Source organism: Roseateles sp. GW821-FHT09B06, from assembly GCF_059418245.1.
Map to the genome: position 1 here is coordinate 190,660 of NZ_JBWKPM010000002.1, position 15,814 is coordinate 206,473.

At 69.9% G+C, this 15,814-nt stretch carries 15 protein-coding genes and 1 pseudogene; 8 read left to right on the forward strand and 8 right to left on the reverse strand.

Annotation, left to right across the window (positions count from 1 at the left end; translation table 11 throughout):
• Positions 1-2: 2 nt before the first annotated feature.
• The 4 genes and pseudogenes from AC07OQ_RS02715 to AC07OQ_RS02730 all read right to left on the reverse strand — a co-directional run.
• Complete coding sequence (locus AC07OQ_RS02715) at positions 3-503, reverse strand: CinA family protein (RefSeq protein ID WP_495051549.1); 501 nt, start codon at positions 501-503, stop codon at positions 3-5.
• A 4-nt stretch (positions 504-507) separates the two neighbouring features.
• The gene (locus AC07OQ_RS02720) at positions 508-1,086 is read right to left on the reverse strand and encodes a phosphatidylglycerophosphatase A family protein (RefSeq protein ID WP_495051550.1); all 579 of its coding nucleotides are present in this window, start codon (positions 1,084-1,086) and stop codon (positions 508-510) included.
• A complete protein-coding gene (thiL, locus tag AC07OQ_RS02725; RefSeq protein WP_495051551.1) occupies positions 1,083-2,051 on the reverse strand; it encodes a thiamine-phosphate kinase in 969 nt (322 codons plus the stop codon). Before thiL ends, AC07OQ_RS02720 begins: the two co-directional genes overlap by 4 nt.
• Positions 2,052-2,098: 47 nt before the next feature.
• A pseudogene (locus tag AC07OQ_RS02730) lies at positions 2,099-2,224 on the reverse strand (carboxymuconolactone decarboxylase family protein); the annotation flags it as partial.
• A gap of 486 nt (positions 2,225-2,710) precedes the next feature.
• On the opposite strand from AC07OQ_RS02730, the gene AC07OQ_RS02735 reads away from it, so the two are divergent.
• Together AC07OQ_RS02735 and AC07OQ_RS02740 are read left to right on the forward strand one after the other, a co-directional pair.
• Positions 2,711-4,072: a hypothetical protein gene (locus tag AC07OQ_RS02735; protein WP_495051552.1), complete on the forward strand. Its 1,362-nt coding sequence runs from the start codon at positions 2,711-2,713 to the stop codon at positions 4,070-4,072.
• Positions 4,073-4,342: 270 nt separating this feature from the next.
• Positions 4,343-4,498, forward strand: a complete 156-nt coding sequence (locus AC07OQ_RS02740; protein WP_495051553.1) for a hypothetical protein — start codon at positions 4,343-4,345, stop codon at positions 4,496-4,498.
• Between the two features lie 339 nt (positions 4,499-4,837).
• Here AC07OQ_RS02740 and AC07OQ_RS02745 read toward each other — a convergent pair whose 3' ends face one another.
• The gene (locus tag AC07OQ_RS02745; RefSeq protein ID WP_495051554.1) at positions 4,838-5,284 is read right to left on the reverse strand and encodes a hypothetical protein; all 447 of its coding nucleotides are present in this window, start codon (positions 5,282-5,284) and stop codon (positions 4,838-4,840) included.
• Positions 5,285-5,312: 28 nt separating this feature from the next.
• Entirely contained in the window at positions 5,313-5,744 is a 432-nt protein-coding gene (locus tag AC07OQ_RS02750; RefSeq protein WP_495051555.1) for a nuclear transport factor 2 family protein, read from the reverse strand.
• A gap of 329 nt (positions 5,745-6,073) precedes the next feature.
• Here AC07OQ_RS02750 and AC07OQ_RS02755 point away from each other — a divergent pair, with 329 nt between their 5' ends.
• Together AC07OQ_RS02755 and AC07OQ_RS02760 are read left to right on the forward strand one after the other, a co-directional pair.
• Positions 6,074-7,396 (forward strand): M16 family metallopeptidase, encoded by a 1,323-nt coding sequence (locus AC07OQ_RS02755; protein ID WP_495051556.1) that lies wholly within the window; start codon positions 6,074-6,076, stop codon positions 7,394-7,396.
• Positions 7,393-7,971 (forward strand): ABC transporter ATP-binding protein, encoded by a 579-nt coding sequence (locus AC07OQ_RS02760; RefSeq protein ID WP_495051557.1) that lies wholly within the window; start codon positions 7,393-7,395, stop codon positions 7,969-7,971. Before AC07OQ_RS02755 ends, AC07OQ_RS02760 begins: the two co-directional genes overlap by 4 nt.
• Positions 7,972-7,978: 7 nt before the next feature.
• Here the strand turns inward: AC07OQ_RS02760 and AC07OQ_RS02765 are convergent, their stop codons facing one another.
• Positions 7,979-8,626, reverse strand: a complete 648-nt coding sequence (locus AC07OQ_RS02765) for a response regulator transcription factor (protein WP_495051558.1) — start codon at positions 8,624-8,626, stop codon at positions 7,979-7,981.
• Positions 8,580-10,685 carry a PAS domain-containing sensor histidine kinase gene (locus tag AC07OQ_RS02770; protein ID WP_495051559.1) on the reverse strand — a complete coding sequence of 702 codons (2,106 nt, stop codon included), beginning with the start codon at positions 10,683-10,685 and terminating at the stop codon, positions 8,580-8,582. The genes AC07OQ_RS02765 and AC07OQ_RS02770 overlap by 47 nt, the downstream gene beginning before the upstream one ends.
• 155 nt (positions 10,686-10,840) lie before the next feature.
• Between AC07OQ_RS02770 and AC07OQ_RS02775 the strand changes: the two genes are divergently transcribed.
• The 4 genes from AC07OQ_RS02775 to AC07OQ_RS02790 all read left to right on the forward strand — a co-directional run bounded on the left by AC07OQ_RS02775 (position 10,841) and on the right by AC07OQ_RS02790 (position 15,813).
• On the forward strand, positions 10,841-13,135 hold the full coding sequence (locus AC07OQ_RS02775; protein ID WP_495051560.1) for an NADP-dependent malic enzyme: 2,295 nt from the start codon (positions 10,841-10,843) through the stop codon (positions 13,133-13,135).
• A gap of 338 nt (positions 13,136-13,473) precedes the next feature.
• Positions 13,474-13,824 (forward strand): guanyl-specific ribonuclease, encoded by a 351-nt coding sequence (locus AC07OQ_RS02780; protein ID WP_495051668.1) that lies wholly within the window; start codon positions 13,474-13,476, stop codon positions 13,822-13,824.
• Between the two features lie 54 nt (positions 13,825-13,878).
• Positions 13,879-14,274 (forward strand): barstar family protein, encoded by a 396-nt coding sequence (locus AC07OQ_RS02785; RefSeq protein ID WP_495051561.1) that lies wholly within the window; start codon positions 13,879-13,881, stop codon positions 14,272-14,274.
• A gap of 252 nt (positions 14,275-14,526) precedes the next feature.
• Entirely contained in the window at positions 14,527-15,813 is a 1,287-nt protein-coding gene (locus tag AC07OQ_RS02790) for a solute carrier family 23 protein (RefSeq protein ID WP_495051562.1), read from the forward strand.
• Position 15,814: the final 1 nt, after the last annotated feature.

The window sequence follows — 15,814 nt, forward strand, 5'->3', positions numbered from 1 at the left end:
GTTCAGGAATCCTTGTCTTCCAGCGCCTCGCACAGCGCCATCAGGCCCGAGCGCAGGGTGCCGATGCGCACCGCATGGCGGTCGCCGGGGAAATGCTCCTGCCAGACCCGGGCCGGCTGGCGGCCGTGCACCAGGGCCAGCCAGACCGTGCCCACCGGCTTGTCGGCGCTGCCGCCGGTGGGGCCGGCGATGCCGGTGACGGCCAGCGCCCAGTCGATCGGTGCATGGGCCAGCAGGCCGCGCGCCATATGTTCGGCCACGGGGCCGCTAACCGAACCATGCAGGCCGATCAGCGCCGCCGGCACGCCCAGCAGCTCGGTCTTGGCCTCGTTGCTGTAGCTGACCACGCCGCGCTCGAACCATTGGCTGGAGCCCGACAGGCTGGTGCAGGCCGCCGCGATCAGGCCGCCGGTGCAGCTCTCGGCCGTGCCCACGCGCTCGCGGCGCTGGATCAAGGCGACCGCGATGCGGTCGATCAACTCGTGCTCTTCGGGAAACAGCATGGCATCACCCCATCAGAACGAAGCGCCACAGCGCGATCACCACCAGCGTACAGCCGGCGGCGACGAAATCATCGAACAGGATGCCGAAGCCCTGGGCGTAACCGACCGGCCGGCCGCGCTCGCCCTTGAACAGCCGGTCGGCCCAGCCCACCGGGCCGGGCTTGGCGGCGTCGAAATAGCGGAACAGGCCGAAGGCCAGCAGCTGGCCCCAGAAGCCCATGGGCATGGCCAGCCACAGCACCAGCCAGAAGGCCAGCACCTCGTCCCAGACGATGCTGCCGGGGTCGGGCGTGTTCAGGTGCCGCGCGGTGAGGGTGCAGGCCCACCAGCCGAGCAGGGTGCCGCCGCCGATCAGCCAGCCCCATTGCAGATCGGTGAGCCACAGGTCCAGCACCAGGAAGGCCATCCAGGCCCACAGGGTGCCGACCGTGCCCGGCGCCCTGGGCGACAGGCCGCTGCCGAAGCCCAGCGCGAACCAATGCGCCGGGTGGCGCAGCATGAAGCGCGCGCTGGCGCGCAGCGGCGCCGAACCGGGCACGGCGCCTTGGGCGGCGCTGCGATCGCTGTCGTGCGCGTCCGTCATGACTTGAAATGGTCGAAGGAGGGCTGGTCCCAGTGCAAGACCTGGCCCTGGGCGTCGAGCAGGCGCAGGCCTTCTTCCGCCTCCAGCCGGCCGATCAGCGTGACCGGCGTGGCGCTGGCCGCGGCGGCGGTGCGCACCGCATCGCGCGCCTCGGGAGGCGCGCTGAAGATCAGCTCGTAGTCGTCGCCGCCGTTGAGCGTGCACAGGCGCTGCAGCTCCGCGGTCTGGCGCGCCAGCAGCTCGCTGCGCGGCAGCGCGTCGATCAGCAGGGTGGCGCCCAGGCCCGAGCGGGCCAGCACATGGCCCAGATCGCCCAGCAGGCCGTCGGACACGTCGATCGCGCTGCTCGCCACCCCGCGCAGCGCCAGGCCCAGCGCGACACGCGGCGTCGGGCATTCCATCGCGCGGCGTGCCAGCTGGAAGTCCTCGCCCGCCAGGGCCACGCTGCCGCGGAAGGCTTCCAGCGCCAGCCGCGCGTCGCCCACGGTGCCGCTGACATAGAGATCGTCGCCGGCCTTCGCGCCGCTACGCAGCAGGGCCGCGCCGGCCGGCGCCTCGCCCATCACCGTGATGCAGATGTTCAGCGGCCCCGCGGTGGTGTCGCCGCCGATCAGCGCGATGCCATGCGCATCGGCCAGTGCGAACAGGCCGCGCGCAAAGCCTTCGAGAAAGCCCGCATCGGCCCGCGGCAGCGCCAGCGCCAGGGTGAAGGCGCGCGGCGTGGCGCCGCAGGCGGCCAGGTCCGAAAGGTTCACCGCCAGCGCCTTGTGCCCCAGGCGCTCGGGCGCGACGGTGGAGAGGAAATGCCGGCCCTCGACCAGCATGTCGCAGGAGACCAGCCACTGCATGCCGGGCGTCGGCGCGACGATGGCGCAATCGTCGCCGATGCCCAGCGGCACGCCGTGCTGCGAGGCGGCCTGCTGGCCGCGCGTGAAGAAGCGTTTGATCAGGTCGAATTCACCCATGGGGGGATTGTCTCAGCCCGGCCGGGGGACAGGCGAGGCCGCAGGCGCTATCCAGCAGCATGCCCGACCGCGGCGCCCGCCTTCAGGGCCGCCGCGCTGAAGACGGCCTCTGCGATTTCCTCGCGCGAGGCTTCAGCCTTGGACGCGCTGCGGGTATGGACCTCGATGCAGCAGGCGCATTGGCGCCAAGTGCCACACGGCCACCGGGATCAGTTCGCGGTATTTTTTGGATCCGGCCGTCCGCCTGTTCGGCCGCTGCCTTCAGGCCGAGCAAGGCCCGGCCCTCGACGGGGGCGTGCAGGAGCGGGGAGGGCGCGTGCTGCAGATCGGAGGGGTCTTGGCAGCGGACCATGATGGGGTGTCGGGCAAAAGCCCGGGAACGGCTCCGGGAGCCGTGAGGGGCCGGAACGCCCGATGGATTCGGGCCGGACCTGTTTTTGTCGGGCCCGATGGCCGGCCGCGGGCTCGACACCCTCGATGCCGGTTTCGTCCCCGTGCCACCGGCTTCCGTCCCTTTCGCGGCCCGGTCCGGCGCCGTCGGACCTAGCATGCCGCCTCGTCGCGTCAACAGACGTCGGCGCCCAGCCGGAGCCCGACCCGAACCACCCATGCGTTCAGCCATCCCTTGCCGCACCCGCGGTTTGCGTTCCCTCGGACGGATGGGCGCCGCGGCCCTGCTGCTGGCCGCCGGCGGCAGCCTCGCCGTCTGCTCCGCACAGCCATCCACGCCGCTGACGATCGAGCGGGTGCCGCTGGACGAGCCAGCCGATCAGCAGTCCTACAACTTCCAGGAGCAGGGCGACTGGCGCCTGTGGGCGCGTTCGGCCGCCGGCTTCAAGGGCTCCCGCATCTGGCTGCAGCAGCGCAGCAGCAACAGCGGCACGGGCGCCTGGACCGCACCACGGCCCGCCCCCTTCTCGGACCAGCGCTACCGCGATTCCGATCCCTTCCTGACGGCCGACGGCAAGCGCCTGATCTTCATCTCGGACCGCCCGGCGGAGCCTGGTGCTCCGGCCACCGGCCAGTTGGACCTGTTCGAGAGCCGCCGCGGCAGCGGCGATGGCGGCGAGGCCTGGAGCGCGCCGCAGCGGCTGGCCGAGAGCCTGCAGAGCCCCGCCTACGAGCTGGGGCCGGAACTGCATGGCGGCCAGCTCTGGTTCGGCTCGCAGCGCCCGGGCGGCCCGGGCAAGCTGTCCATCTACCGCGCGTCCACCGAGGCCGGATCGGCCGAGGCGCTGCCGGCGCCGATCAATGCACCGGGCGGCAACGACAGCGATCCGACCCTGAGCCCGGACGGGCGCTACCTGCTGTGGTGGAGCGGCCGCAGCGGCCGCGGCGACCTCTACCTGGCCGAGCGGGTGGGGCCTGGCTTTGGTCCCGCGCTGCGCCTGCCGGCACCGATCAACAGCGACGAGGGTTTCGAGTTCACGCCCTGGGTCAGCGCCGACGGTGCCTGGTTGTATTTCGCCTCCACCCGCGCCGATGCAGCAGGCGGAACATCGGCCAGCCTGTCCCGGACCTACCGCACCGCCTGGCCGGCGCTGCTGCAGGCCCTCGGCCCGGCGGCCCAGGCGCACAGCCAGGCCGCGCTGGACGCGGCAGTGAGCCGCTTCTGGCGCGCCATCTCCCACCCGGCAGGCCGCGGCGCCGACACCGCCACGATGGCCGCCCTGCTGCATCCGCAGGCGCGCCTATGGGGCAGCGTGCAGCGCGAACGCCAGGCCGTGCTGGCGTCGGCACAGCAGCAATATGCCTTCGCCGCGGTGCTGGAGCGCTGGGGCCAGCCCAGCCCGCGCCGCGTGCAGGAATGCGAACTCGCGCGCGAGCAGCGGCGCTATGGCGCGCTGGCCTGGGTCTACAGCCGCGTGCGCACCGATGGTGAACCGGGCGTGCCGCCCTACACCGGCGTCAACAGCATGCAATGGCAGCTGGGCCCGCAGGGCTGGCAGCTGCTGTCGCTGCACTACGCGCTGGATCTGCCGGGGGAGCCGCTGGCGGCGGAGGGGGCGTGTTTGCCATGACCTGGACCTGCCGCAGGCGCGTTAACCCCCAGGCCCATGCGCATTTGCTCACCGCGTCCACCGTGCGCGTGGTGAGATCGGCGCGAAACCTTCGAGAGGCCTGCATCAGCCCACGGCAGCGCCAGCGCCTTGTGGCCCAGGCGCTCGGGCGCGACGGTGGTGTTCGAATTCATCTACCGTCGCTCGATTCAGAAGTACAGCGTGCTGCGAGCCTCCCTGGCCGTGCCCGACCCGCTTCGAGCTCGGCACCGACAGGCCCTGAATGAACTCATGCAGTTCGTCATCTACGGCCGAACGCTGGAAGCCGCAATTTCGGAGGTGCCCGTCGATGCCGCTGACCGGCGGCGTTGCGCGTCATCGCGAACACCGAACTGGACCACCTGGAACAATACAACTGCGCCCGCCACAACCTCGCGCGAGGCATGACGCAGCGATGGATTGACGCCGGGCGGCCCAGGTAAGCTGCCAGGGAACTTGCCCCCTCGCAGGTCGTCCTTGCTGCCGATTACGCCTGCGCCCCCTGCGGTACGCGGGGCGACCGCTTCGGGCATGCCTGTACAGCCCGTCGCCTTGCGAATCGAGCCTGGAGTCACGGCACCGGGTTGCCAGTCCCCAGCACCGTTGAAAGCAGCTCTAGCGTCATGCTCGCAGAAGCGGAACGGGCACGCCGAAACGACTGTTTTGTCAGGCCGGCATCAAACGCGAGGGCTCTTCCCAGGGAAGGCTGGAAACGGGTTTGTTGCCCGCAACCAGCGGGCCGAATGGCTAGGCCTTCTTCTGCGGTGCAGCAGGGCTGCTCCGATTTGCGAGCGCCCCCAGCCGAACCGCCAGCCAGGCCATCGGCAGGTAAGCGGCCAGCAGGTCGAGCGCGATGAACCAGGCCGGGGCCGGAATCATGAAGCTTGCCGCCACGCCGCCGCAAAGAAAGACGGCACCGATCGCGTAGGCCATGGGCGCCTTGTAGGTAGCTGCGATCAGATAGGCCACGAGCGCGCCGGCGAGGGTGCCCAGGGCATGCGCCAGGAACGGCATCACGAAATGCCGTGCCTCGAACAGATGCATGGCCTTGCTCAGGCTTTCGGCGCTGCTGACGTCCACGCCGGCGGGCGGAGGAATCAGCGACGGGCCGAGCGTGATCAGGGCCATGTTGACGCCGCTCCCGATGACGAGTCCCGCGAGGAGGGCGAGCAGATTCCGCAATAGCTTGGGCATGGGCGATTCTCCTGAGCTGCCGCGAGGCCTAAGGTGGCTGAGGCGGCGCATCAACCGTATGGATGGGCTGGGGCTGCGCAATTCCGGTAGCCTGCGACCACACGGCCTGCCAGCCCGGGGCGCGCCGCTCGTAGGAGTCGGTGTGCCAGCACAGCAGCTCGCGCCCGGAAGGGAAGCGCAGCCGGGCCTGGTAGCGGATGACGGCCATCTGCGCGCAGATGCGCAAGCTCATCGCACCCACCCCCCACTCCGCATAGAAGGGCTCGGCCCTGATCGCGTCCAGATATGCCGCGCGGGTGAAGACCTTGCCGGCCGGTGTGATCAGCTGGTAGTCGGGCGAGTGCAGTGCCTCGAGCGTGGCCATGTCGCGTTCAACGAGCGCGCGGGTTCTGCGCAGCTCCATGTCGCGGAAGAACTGCGCGGGAGGGCCCGGCAACCCGGAGGAGTCGGCGTCACGCATCGCGCTGCGAGTTGTTGCGGCCCGGCATGGCTTCGGGACGACGCCGGCGACGGGCCTGTGGCGCGGCATCGGCGCCCCGATTCATCTCCAGAACCTTGTTCCTGCTCATCTTCTCTTTCCCTTTGAAGCAACCGTCACTCACATGGCAAACCGGCGGCTGCCGCAGCTATGGCAGCCGCTAGTTTCGTCACGGCGACAGGCCATGCCCTCGGGATTTGCCCTGCGCCCGCGCCGCCCAAGCCACCGGGATTGCCCGTCGGCCGACGCGGACCCGCCGTAGCGGCGACACTACGCGAACCGCATCCTCCCTCGCTTCACGCCCCGCCGCCTTGGACTTCGCCCTCTCCGCCACCGCCCCCCTGCTCGCCACCCTCCCGAACGGCCTGCGCGTCGTCGCCATCCCGATGCCCTGGCGCGCCACGGTGGCGATGAGCGTCTTCATCCGCACCGGCAGCCTGCACGAGACGCCGGCGCGGCTGAACGGCATCAGCCATGTGGTGGAGCACATGGCCTTCAAGGGCACGGCCACGCGCGACTGCCAGCGCATCAACCTCGATGCCGAGGCGCTGGGCGCCGAGCTGAACGCCCACACCGACAAGGACCACACGGCCTTCCATGTGGAGGGCCTGCCGCAGGACCTGCCGGCCTTCGTCGAGCTGCTGGCCGACATCGTGCTGAACCCGAGCTTCCCGGCCGAGGAGCTGGAGCGCGAGCGCGGCGTGATCGAGCAGGAGTTCAGCGAGTACGACGACGACCCGGTGTCGCAGGCCTTCCAGCTGTTCGACCGCGCCTGCTACGGCGCGCTGCACCCGGCCGGCCGGCCCATCATCGGCACGCGCGCCAACATCCGGCGCTTCGCGCGCGCCGAGCTGCTGGACTATGTGCGGCGCCAGTACACGGCCAGCAATGTGGTGGTCACGGTGGCCGGGCCGATCACGGCGGCCGGCTTCGAGACGGATTTCGTGCGCCGGGTCGAGGCGGCCTTCGGCGCGATGCCGCCGGGCGCCCCCAATGTGGTGGCCGCGCCGGTCTGGCAGGGCGGGCTGAAGACGCGCCGCATGGCCGGCAGCGGGCAATGCCAGCTGGTGCTGGGCTTCGCGGCACCGGCCCTGGCCGAGGACGACTCTCACCTGCCCCATGTGCTGGCCGCGGCCCTGCTGGGCGAGGGCATGAGTTCGCCGCTGCTGGACGAGATCCGCGAGCGCCGCGGCCTGGCCTACCACGTGGGCTGCGCGGCCGACATCCTGCCGCAGAGCGGCCAGTTCGTGATCGACGCGGCCACCTCGCCGGCCCAGGCCGTGGAGCTGCTGGAGGCCGTGGACCGGCTGCTGACGCGGCAGGCCGCCGACCCGCTCGACAGCGCCGGCCTGGAGCGCGCCCGCAAGCAGCTGACGATGCGCGCGCTGCGCGCCCAGGAGCAGCCGGCGCGGCGCCTGGAGGCCGCGGCGCAGGACCTGTTCGCCTTCGGGCGCCTGCGCGACCCGCGGGACTGGTTCAAGCGCCTGCAGGCGGTGGATGCCGCCCAGGTGCACGCGGTGTTCGAGGGCCTGCGCGGCGGCAGCGGCAGGGCCTGCGCCGTGGCGCTGGCCGGCAGCGTGCCGGCCAGGCTGCGCGAGCGCGCGGTGGCGCTGTTCGGGGCGGGTGCCGCGTGAGTCCGGCCGCGGTGCTGACGGTCGAAGGGCTGCGCTGCCCCGGCTGCGAACGGGCCCTGTCCTTTACCCTGGCACCGGGCCTGAGCCTGGTGCGCGGCGGCGAGCAGCGCGGCAAGACCAGCCTGCTGCGGCTGCTGGCCGAGCGGGCAGCCGAACCGCAACAGCCCATCTCCTGCTTTTTGCAGGATCCCACCGACCGGGCCCATGACGCGCTGGTGGCCCGCGCCTGGCTGGAGGCCCTGCGGCAGCGCTTCGCGGCCGGCTGGAACGCGGCCACGGCCGCAGCGCTGGTCGAGGCCTTCGGCCTGGCCGAGCACATGGGCAAGCCGCTGTACATGCTGTCGGCCGGCAGCCGGCGCAAGGTGGGCCTGGTGGCCGCGGCCGCCAGCGGCGCGCGGCTGACCCTGCTGGACCAGCCCTATGCGGCGCTGGACGCGCGCTCGGCCCGGCTGCTCGGCGAGCTGCTGGCCGAGGCCGCGCGGGGCCGGGAGCGGGCCTGGGTGCTGGCGGACTACGAGCTGCCGGCGGGGCTGGCCGGCGTGCGCCTGGCCGCGACCATCGAGCTCGGCGACTGACGGTTACTCAGCCCTGGCGCAGCAGGTTCGACAGCTCCACCGCCGACTTCACGCTCATCTTCTCGAACACCCGCGCGCGATGGACCTCGACGGTGCGCACGCTGATGTTCAGCTGATCGGCGATCAGCTTGTTGGGCAGGCCCTGCACCACCAGGGCCATCACCTCGCGCTCGCGCTCGGTGAGTTCGCCCATGCGCTGCGCCAGCTGGCCCTGGGAGCGCCGCGCCGCGATGGCCTCGGCGCTCAGGGCCAGGGCCTGCTCGACGCGGTCGACCAGGGCGTTGTCGGAGAAGGGCTTCTCGACGAAGTCGAAGGCGCCGCGCTTGACGGCAGCCACGGCCGTCGGCACGTCGCCATGGCCGGTCAGGAAGATCACCGGCAGCGCGGCCGAGAGGCCGCGCTCGATCAGGCGCTCGAACAGGGCCAGGCCGCTCATGCCGGGCATGCGCACGTCCAGCAGCAGGCAGGACGGCGCGTCGGGCCAGCCGGCGCCATGCCCGGGCCGGGCGTCCAGCATGGCCTCGAAGGCCTCGGCGCTGGCGAATCCATCGGAGAGCAGGCGGCGCGAGCGCAGCAACCAGGCGAGCGCATCGCGCACCACCTCTTCGTCATCGACGAGGTACACCATCGGCAGTTTGGCTATCGTCTGTTGCATCGGCACGGGTCTCCTGCGCCGGATTATCGGCCGGCAGGGTGAAGCGGAATTCCGTGCCCCGTCCGTCCAGCACCGGGCTGACGAAGTCCATCGCGCCGCCATGCTGCTCGATCACCGTGCGGCACAGGCTCAGGCCCAGGCCCATGCCCTCGCTGCGGGTGGTGAAGAAGGGCGTGAACAGCTGCTTGGCGACGCCCGGCTCGATGCCCGGGCCGCGGTCGACGATCGAGAAGCCCACCCAGCGCGCGCCGCTGCGGCGCACGCGCAGCAGCAGCACGCGCTCGGCCAGCGGCGTGGCCGGGTCCATGGCCTGGATGCCGTTGCGGGTCAGGTTCAGGAGCACCTGCTCGACCATGGTGCGGTCGCAGCGCAGGCGCGGCGCGGGCTGCTCCATGTCGATGTCGATGCGGGTGCCGCTCTTGCGCGCCTGCAGGCGCACCAGGGGCAGCACGGCCTCCAGCAGCTGGTCGGCGCCGATGGCCTCGCGCGCCTGCTCGCGGCGGCGCACGAAATCGTGCACGCTCTTGATCACGCGGCCGGCGCGCTCGGCCTGCTCGGCGATGCGGGTGACGGCCTGGCGCACCATCGCGGGGGTCTGCGGATCGTCGGCCTCGCGCGTCATCAGGTTCAGCGAGGCGGTGGCATAGCTGGCGATCGCGGCCAGCGGCTGGTTCAGCTCGTGGCTCAAGAGCGAGGCCATCTCGCCCACGGTGGCCAGGCGCGCGGTGGCCTGCAGGCGCTCCTGCTGCTGGCGCGACAGCTCCTCCATCTTGCGCTGCGCGCTGACGTCCAGCACCGCGCTCATCCAGCCGGTCTGCTGGCCCTGGGCGTTCTTCAGCGGGGCCTCGAAGATCATCACCGGAAAGCGCTCGCCGTTCTTGCGCATGAACACGGTCTCGAAGCCCTGGCGCTCCTGGCCGGCCTCCCAGCGCGCGCTGCGGCCGCCGTGGCGACGCCAGTATTCGTCGACGAACTCGGGCGGCCAGTAGGGCGGGACGTTGGGCGGCGCGCCCTGGCCCAGCAGCTCGGAGGGCTCGAAGCCCACCAGATGGCAGAAGGCCGGGTTCACATAGGTGATGCGGCCGTCCACGTCGCGCGCGCGCAGCCCGGTGATCAGCGAGTTCTCCATCGCCTGGCGGAAGCTCAGCGATTCGGCCAGCGCATGCTCGGCAAAGGCGCGCCGGCGGCCGTCGCGCGCCAGCAGCAGCACGACGGCGAACAGCGCCAGCGACAGACCCATCACCAGCGCGGTGGCCAGATTCGGGATCAGCTTGGGCTGGCCGGCCGCGCTGTCCACGCGCAGCTGCAGGGTCAGCCCGGGCAGGTCGACGACGCGCTCGGCCAGGTAATAGCCGGCGCCGCGGGTCAGGCCGGTGCGGGCCAGGCGGGTGCCGTCGCCTTCGACGAAGGACATCTCGTTGCCGCGCGCCAGCTCGGGCGTGACCGACTCCTCCAGCAGCTGGCGCAACCCCACGGTGGCGACCAGGAAGGACGAGACCTCGCCGGCGCGCAACTGCGGCAGACACAGGTCCATCACCTCCATGCCCTCGCCGCCGGGCATGGGCACGAAGTAGCTGCGCGAGTAGAGCTGGGAGCCATGGCGTAGCGCGGCGGCGCAGGCCAGTTCGGTCTCCAGCTGCAGCTGCTCGCGGCCGATCTGGGTGAACAGCGGCGCCGCATAGGGCGAGTTGACCGATTCCCGGACCCGGCGGTGCTCGTCGCGATGCTCCAGGCGCAGCAGCGGCCGCGTGCGCCGCAGCAGCTCGATCGCGTCGGCGCGCCAGCGCGGGTCCTCGACGCTCTGCCACAACAGGGCCTGCAGGCCCTGCAGATCGCGCCCGGCCAGCTGCTTGGCGCGCGCCGCCACCTCGGCGGCCGCCTGATCCGCCTGTTCCTGGGCCTTGGAGGCCTCGTAGCTGAGCGTCAGCGCGACCAGCAGGGTCTGCGCCACCAACAGCAGGGCGACCAGCGCCCCCCACAGCAGCGCGCGGCGCCAGCGCCTCCAGCCGGGCAGGGCCGGCGGTGCTGCGGGCGGTGAGGCGGGGGAGTTGGCATTCATGCAGGGCGCAGTATCCTGTGGCCGTGGCCGCGGCAGATGCGCAGTTTCGCGTATCCCGCGGCACGAATCCCGGTTCACACTGCGGCTTGGCCGCTGCCACGGCTCCCTACAATCGCTGACCGCTTGTGCAGCGGCTCAGCCACTTGAATACGCCTATGTCCACGTCCGAAGAAAAACGCGCCCAGCTTCGTCAAGCCGCCCTCGAATATCACGAGTTCCCGACCCCGGGCAAGATCGCGATCGCGCCGACCAAGCAGCTGATCAACCAGCGCGACCTGGCGCTGGCCTATTCGCCCGGCGTGGCCGCGGCCTGCGAGGAGATCGTCGCCGACCCGGCCAACGCCTTCCGCTACACCTCGCGCGGCAACCTGGTGGCGGTGATCACCAACGGCACCGCGGTGCTGGGCCTGGGCGACATCGGCCCGCTGGCCAGCAAGCCGGTGATGGAAGGCAAGGGCGTGCTGTTCAAGAAGTTCGCCGGCATCGACGTGTTCGATCTGGAACTGCAGCAGAACGACCTGGACAAGCTGGTGGACGCGATCGCCGCGCTGGAACCCACGTTCGGCGGCATCAACCTCGAAGACATCAAGGCGCCGGACTGCTTCTATGTCGAGCGCAAGCTGCGCGAGCGCATGAAGATCCCGGTCTTCCACGACGACCAGCATGGCACGGCCATCGTGGTCGGCGCGGCCCTGCTGAACGGCCTGAAGGTGCAGGGCAAGGACATCAAGACCGTCAAGCTGGTGACCTCGGGCGCCGGCGCGGCCGCGCTGGCCTGCCTGAACCTGCTGCTGAAGCTGGGCCTGCCGCGCGAGAACATCTTCGTGACCGACCTGGCCGGCGTGGTCTATGAGGGTCGCACCGAGCTGATGGACCCGGACAAGATCCAGTTCGCCCAGAAGACCGAGGCGCGCAGCCTGCGCGAGGTGATCAAGGGCGCGGACGTGTTCCTGGGCCTGTCGGCCGGTGGCGTGCTGAAGGCGGACATGGTGGCCACGATGGCCGCCAAGCCGCTGATCCTGGCGCTGGCCAACCCGAATCCGGAGATCCAGCCGGAGGAGGTCAAGGCGGTGCGCGACGACGCCATCATGGCAACCGGCCGCACCGACTATCCGAACCAGGTCAACAACGTCCTGTGCTTCCCCTACATCTTCCGCGGCGCGCTGGACTGCGGCGCCACCACCATCAATGACGAGATGGAGGTCGCGGCGGTGCACGCGATCGCCGAACTGGCCCAGGCCGAGCAGAGCGAGGTGGTGGCCGCGGCCTACGCCGGCGCCAACCTGAGCTTCGGGCCCGAATACCTGATTCCCAAGCCCTTCGACCCGCGCCTGATGATGAAGATCGCGCCGGCCGTGGCCCAGGCGGCGATGGACTCGGGCGTGGCGCTGCGCCCGATCGCCGACATGGACGCCTACCGCGAGAAGCTGCAAAGCTTCGTCTACGCCTCGGGCACGACGATGAAGCCGATCTTCAACGTCGCCAAGCGCGCCCAGAACAAGCGCGTCGCCTATGCCGAGGGCGAGGAGGAGCGCGTGCTGCGCGCGGTGCAGGTGGTCGTCGACGAATGCCTGGCGCGCCCCACGCTGATCGGCCGCCCCGAGATCATCGCCCAGCGCTGCGAGCGTTTCGGTCTGCGCCTGCAGGAGGGCCGCGACTACGACACGGTGAATGTCGAGCATGACGAGCGCTACCGCGACTACTGGCAGACCTACCACCGCATGACCGAGCGCAAGGGCGTGACCCAGCAGCTCGCCAAGATCGAGATGCGGCGCCGCCTGACCCTGATCGGCTGCATGATGCTGCACAAGGGCGAGGTGGACGGCATGCTGTGCGGCACCTGGAGCAACACGGCGATGCACCTGCAGTACATCGACCAGGTGATCGGCAAGCGCCCCGGCGTCAAGAACTTCGCCTGCATGAACGGCCTGATCCTGCCGGGTCGCCAGGTCATGCTGGTCGACACCCATGTCAACTACGACCCGACGGCCGAGCAGATCGCCGAGATCACCATCATGGCGGCCGAGGAGATGATGCGCTTCGGCCTGCGCCCCAAGGCCGCCCTGCTGTCGCACAGCAATTTCGGCTCCAGCAACTGCCCCTCGGCGCTGAAGATGCGCGACGCGCTGGGCCTGATCCAGGCCCAGGCCCCCTGGCTGGAGGTGGATGGCGAGATGCATGGCGACGCCGCGCTGGACGCCGGGTACCGCGGCAAGCTGATGCCCAACTCGACCCTGACGGGCGAGGCCAATCTGCTGGTCCTGCCGAACATCGACGCCGCCAACATCAGCTACAACCTGCTGAAGACCGCGGCCGGCGGCGGCATCGCGATCGGTCCGGTGCTGCTGGGCGCGGCCAAGCCGGTGCATGTGCTGACCCCCTCGGCCACCGTGCGCCGCATCGTCAACATGACGGCGCTGACCGTCGCGGACGCCAACGCCGCGCGCTGAAAGCGGCCCGCCGGACGCGGCGAAACCGAGCTTGGACCGGCCTTTTGCGCACCGAAAGAGTGCGCAAAAGGCCGATTCCTGTCCGGCTTTTACAAAAGTTTGTAAGAGCTCACCCAAGCGTGACAGTCAGGTAAAAAGACGAACTCACAACGCACTGAACAACAGTGTGCGCACGCTCACATCACCCCTGAACAAGCCCTAGGGTTCGGCCCCGACTTGAGATTTTTGGCCTCATTCGGTACCATCTTGCTTTCAAAGTTCAGGGTAAACCCGTGTTTTTGCTCGATTGGTCACCGGCGTGGCCATCTTGGCGCAAGGTCGGCCTGTCGCTCACGCTGGTGGCGGCAATCGGTTCCGGCGCCTTGGTCCAGGCCAAGCCGCCGGTAGCCGCAGCGCAGGACACGGTGGCCTTGGCGGCGTTGCCGCGCGAAGCCCAGACCACGCATCGCCTGATTCTTGCCGGGGGACCCTTTCCCTACGACAAGGACGGCAGCGTGTTCGGCAATCGCGAACGGCTGCTGCCCACCAAGGCCAGGGGCTACTACCGCGAATATACCGTGAAGACACCGGGCGCCCGCAACCGCGGCGCACGGCGTCTGGTCTGCGGCGGCAAGCCCCCCACCACACCCGACGCTTGTTATTACACCGACGATCACTACAACAGCTTTCGGCGTGTCTCCACGTCTTGAGCCCGCGCAGTGAACGGAGGCCAGGTTTCTTGACTATATAGGAGGATCGCGACCATGCTTTTGCAGACCGTCCGTCCCAATATCGTGCAGGCCATACGGGCCTATCGCGTAGAGGACTTGATGCGCGCCGCCCAGGACGCTGGGCATCACTTCCTCTATGCCAACCTGGGCGAGGCGCAGTCCAAGCAGGACGTGCTGGAAGGCATTGCCCAGTCCTTCCTGTTCCCGTCTCACTTTGGCAAGAACCTGGACGCCCTGCATGACTGCATGACCGACCTGGTCCACAAGTCCGGCAGCCAACCCGGCTTCGTCGTGGTGCTGGAACAGCTGCCCGACAACATCCGCTTCGATCGCGAGGCGCGCGAGCAGTTGCTCGACGTGTTCCGCGACACGGCCGACTACTGGGCCGACCGCAAGGTCCAGTTCCGGTGTTTCTATTCTTTTCAGTAGCCCGCTCCCAAGAAAACGGGTCATGGGAGCGGGCTGCTGAGGTGGCCCCGGTTACTGAGAAGCCTGCCGCGAAGAGCAGCAAGGCAGCGGCGAACGCCAACTTCGGCATGAACATGCCGATGATGTGCAGCGCCTTCGATACCTCGATGTGGCTCAACGCCGCCTGACGGCGCGTCGACACTTCATCATCACCATGCAAGGGCCTCTGCGGCAGCGCAGAGGCCTTTTTTTGAGCCCGAGATCTTCTTCCCTATGAGCAACCTCTTCCAATGGCGGGAAGTCCGCCCCGCGCCCGGTGCGGTCGTGGCGCCCGACGAGCGCCTGCCCTGGCCCCAGACCCTGGCGATGGGCGTGCAGCATGTGATAGCGATGTTCGGCGCCACGGTGCTGGCGCCGATCCTGATGGGCTTCGATCCCAACCTCGCGATCCTGATGAGCGGCATCGGCACGCTGATCTTCTTCCTGCTGACCGGCGGCAAGGTGCCCAGCTACCTGGGCTCGAGCTTCGCCTTCATCGGCGTGGTGATCGCGGCCAGCGGCTATGCCGGCGCCGGGCCCAACGCCAATCTGGCCGGCGCCCTGGGCGGGATCATCGCCTGCGGCCTGCTCTACATGCTGATGGGCCTGCTGGTGATGGCGGTCGGCACGCGCTGGATCGACGCGCTGATGCCGCCGGTGGTGACCGGCGCCGTGGTGGCGGTGATCGGGCTGAACCTGGCCGGCATCCCGATCAAGAACATGGCGCCCACGCCCTTCGACGCCTGGATGCAGGGCCTGACCTTCGTCTGCGTCGGCCTGGTGGCGGTGTTCACGCGCGGCATGCTGCAGCGTCTGCTGATCCTGGTGGGCCTGATCCTCGCCGGCCTGATCTACGCCCTGCTGACCAACGGCCTGGGCCTGGGCAGGCCGATCGATGTCGGCGGCATCGTCGCCGCGCCCTGGTTCGGCCTGCCGAAGTTCAGCGCGCCGCGCTTCGATACCCAGGCCATGCTGCTGATCGCGCCGGTGGCCGTGGTGCTGATGGCCGAGAACCTGGGCCATCTGAAGGCCGTGGGCGCGATGACCGGCCGCAATATGGACCCGCTGATCGGCCGCGCCTTCATCGGCGACGGCATCGCCACCATGGTGTCGGGCGCCGGCGGCGGCACCGGCGTGACCACCTATGCCGAGAACATCGGCGTGATGGCCGCCACCCGCATCTACTCGACCGCCACCTTCGTCGTGGCCGCGCTGATCGCGCTGCTGCTGGGCTTCTCGCCCAAGTTCGGCGCGCTGATCCAGGCCATTCCGCTGGCGGTGATGGGCGGCGTGTCCATCGTCGTGTTCGGCCTGATCGCGGTGGCCGGCGCCAAGATCTGGGTCGACAACAAGGTGGACTTCGGCGACCAGCGCAACCTGATCGTCGCCGCCATCACCCTGGTGCTGGGCACCGGCGACTACACGCTGAAGTTCGGCGGCTTCGCGCTGGGCGGCATCGGCACCGCCACCTTCGGCGCGCTGCTGCTGTGGGCCCTGCTGGGCCGTAGCAAGCGTTCGTAAA

Coding starts and splice junctions, on each gene's coding strand:
- AC07OQ_RS02715 (WP_495051549.1), bottom strand. CDS start 503: ATGCTGTTTCCCGAAGAGCACGAGTTGATCGACCGCATCGCGGTCGCC.
- AC07OQ_RS02720 (WP_495051550.1), bottom strand. CDS start 1,086: ATGACGGACGCGCACGACAGCGATCGCAGCGCCGCCCAAGGCGCCGTG.
- thiL (WP_495051551.1), bottom strand. CDS start 2,051: ATGGGTGAATTCGACCTGATCAAACGCTTCTTCACGCGCGGCCAGCAG.
- AC07OQ_RS02735 (WP_495051552.1), top strand. CDS start 2,711: ATGGGCGCCGCGGCCCTGCTGCTGGCCGCCGGCGGCAGCCTCGCCGTC.
- AC07OQ_RS02740 (WP_495051553.1), top strand. CDS start 4,343: ATGCAGTTCGTCATCTACGGCCGAACGCTGGAAGCCGCAATTTCGGAG.
- AC07OQ_RS02745 (WP_495051554.1), bottom strand. CDS start 5,284: ATGCCCAAGCTATTGCGGAATCTGCTCGCCCTCCTCGCGGGACTCGTC.
- AC07OQ_RS02750 (WP_495051555.1), bottom strand. CDS start 5,744: ATGCGTGACGCCGACTCCTCCGGGTTGCCGGGCCCTCCCGCGCAGTTC.
- AC07OQ_RS02765 (WP_495051558.1), bottom strand. CDS start 8,626: ATGCAACAGACGATAGCCAAACTGCCGATGGTGTACCTCGTCGATGAC.
- AC07OQ_RS02770 (WP_495051559.1), bottom strand. CDS start 10,685: ATGAATGCCAACTCCCCCGCCTCACCGCCCGCAGCACCGCCGGCCCTG.
- AC07OQ_RS02775 (WP_495051560.1), top strand. CDS start 10,841: ATGTCCACGTCCGAAGAAAAACGCGCCCAGCTTCGTCAAGCCGCCCTC.
- AC07OQ_RS02785 (WP_495051561.1), top strand. CDS start 13,879: ATGCTTTTGCAGACCGTCCGTCCCAATATCGTGCAGGCCATACGGGCC.
- AC07OQ_RS02790 (WP_495051562.1), top strand. CDS start 14,527: ATGAGCAACCTCTTCCAATGGCGGGAAGTCCGCCCCGCGCCCGGTGCG.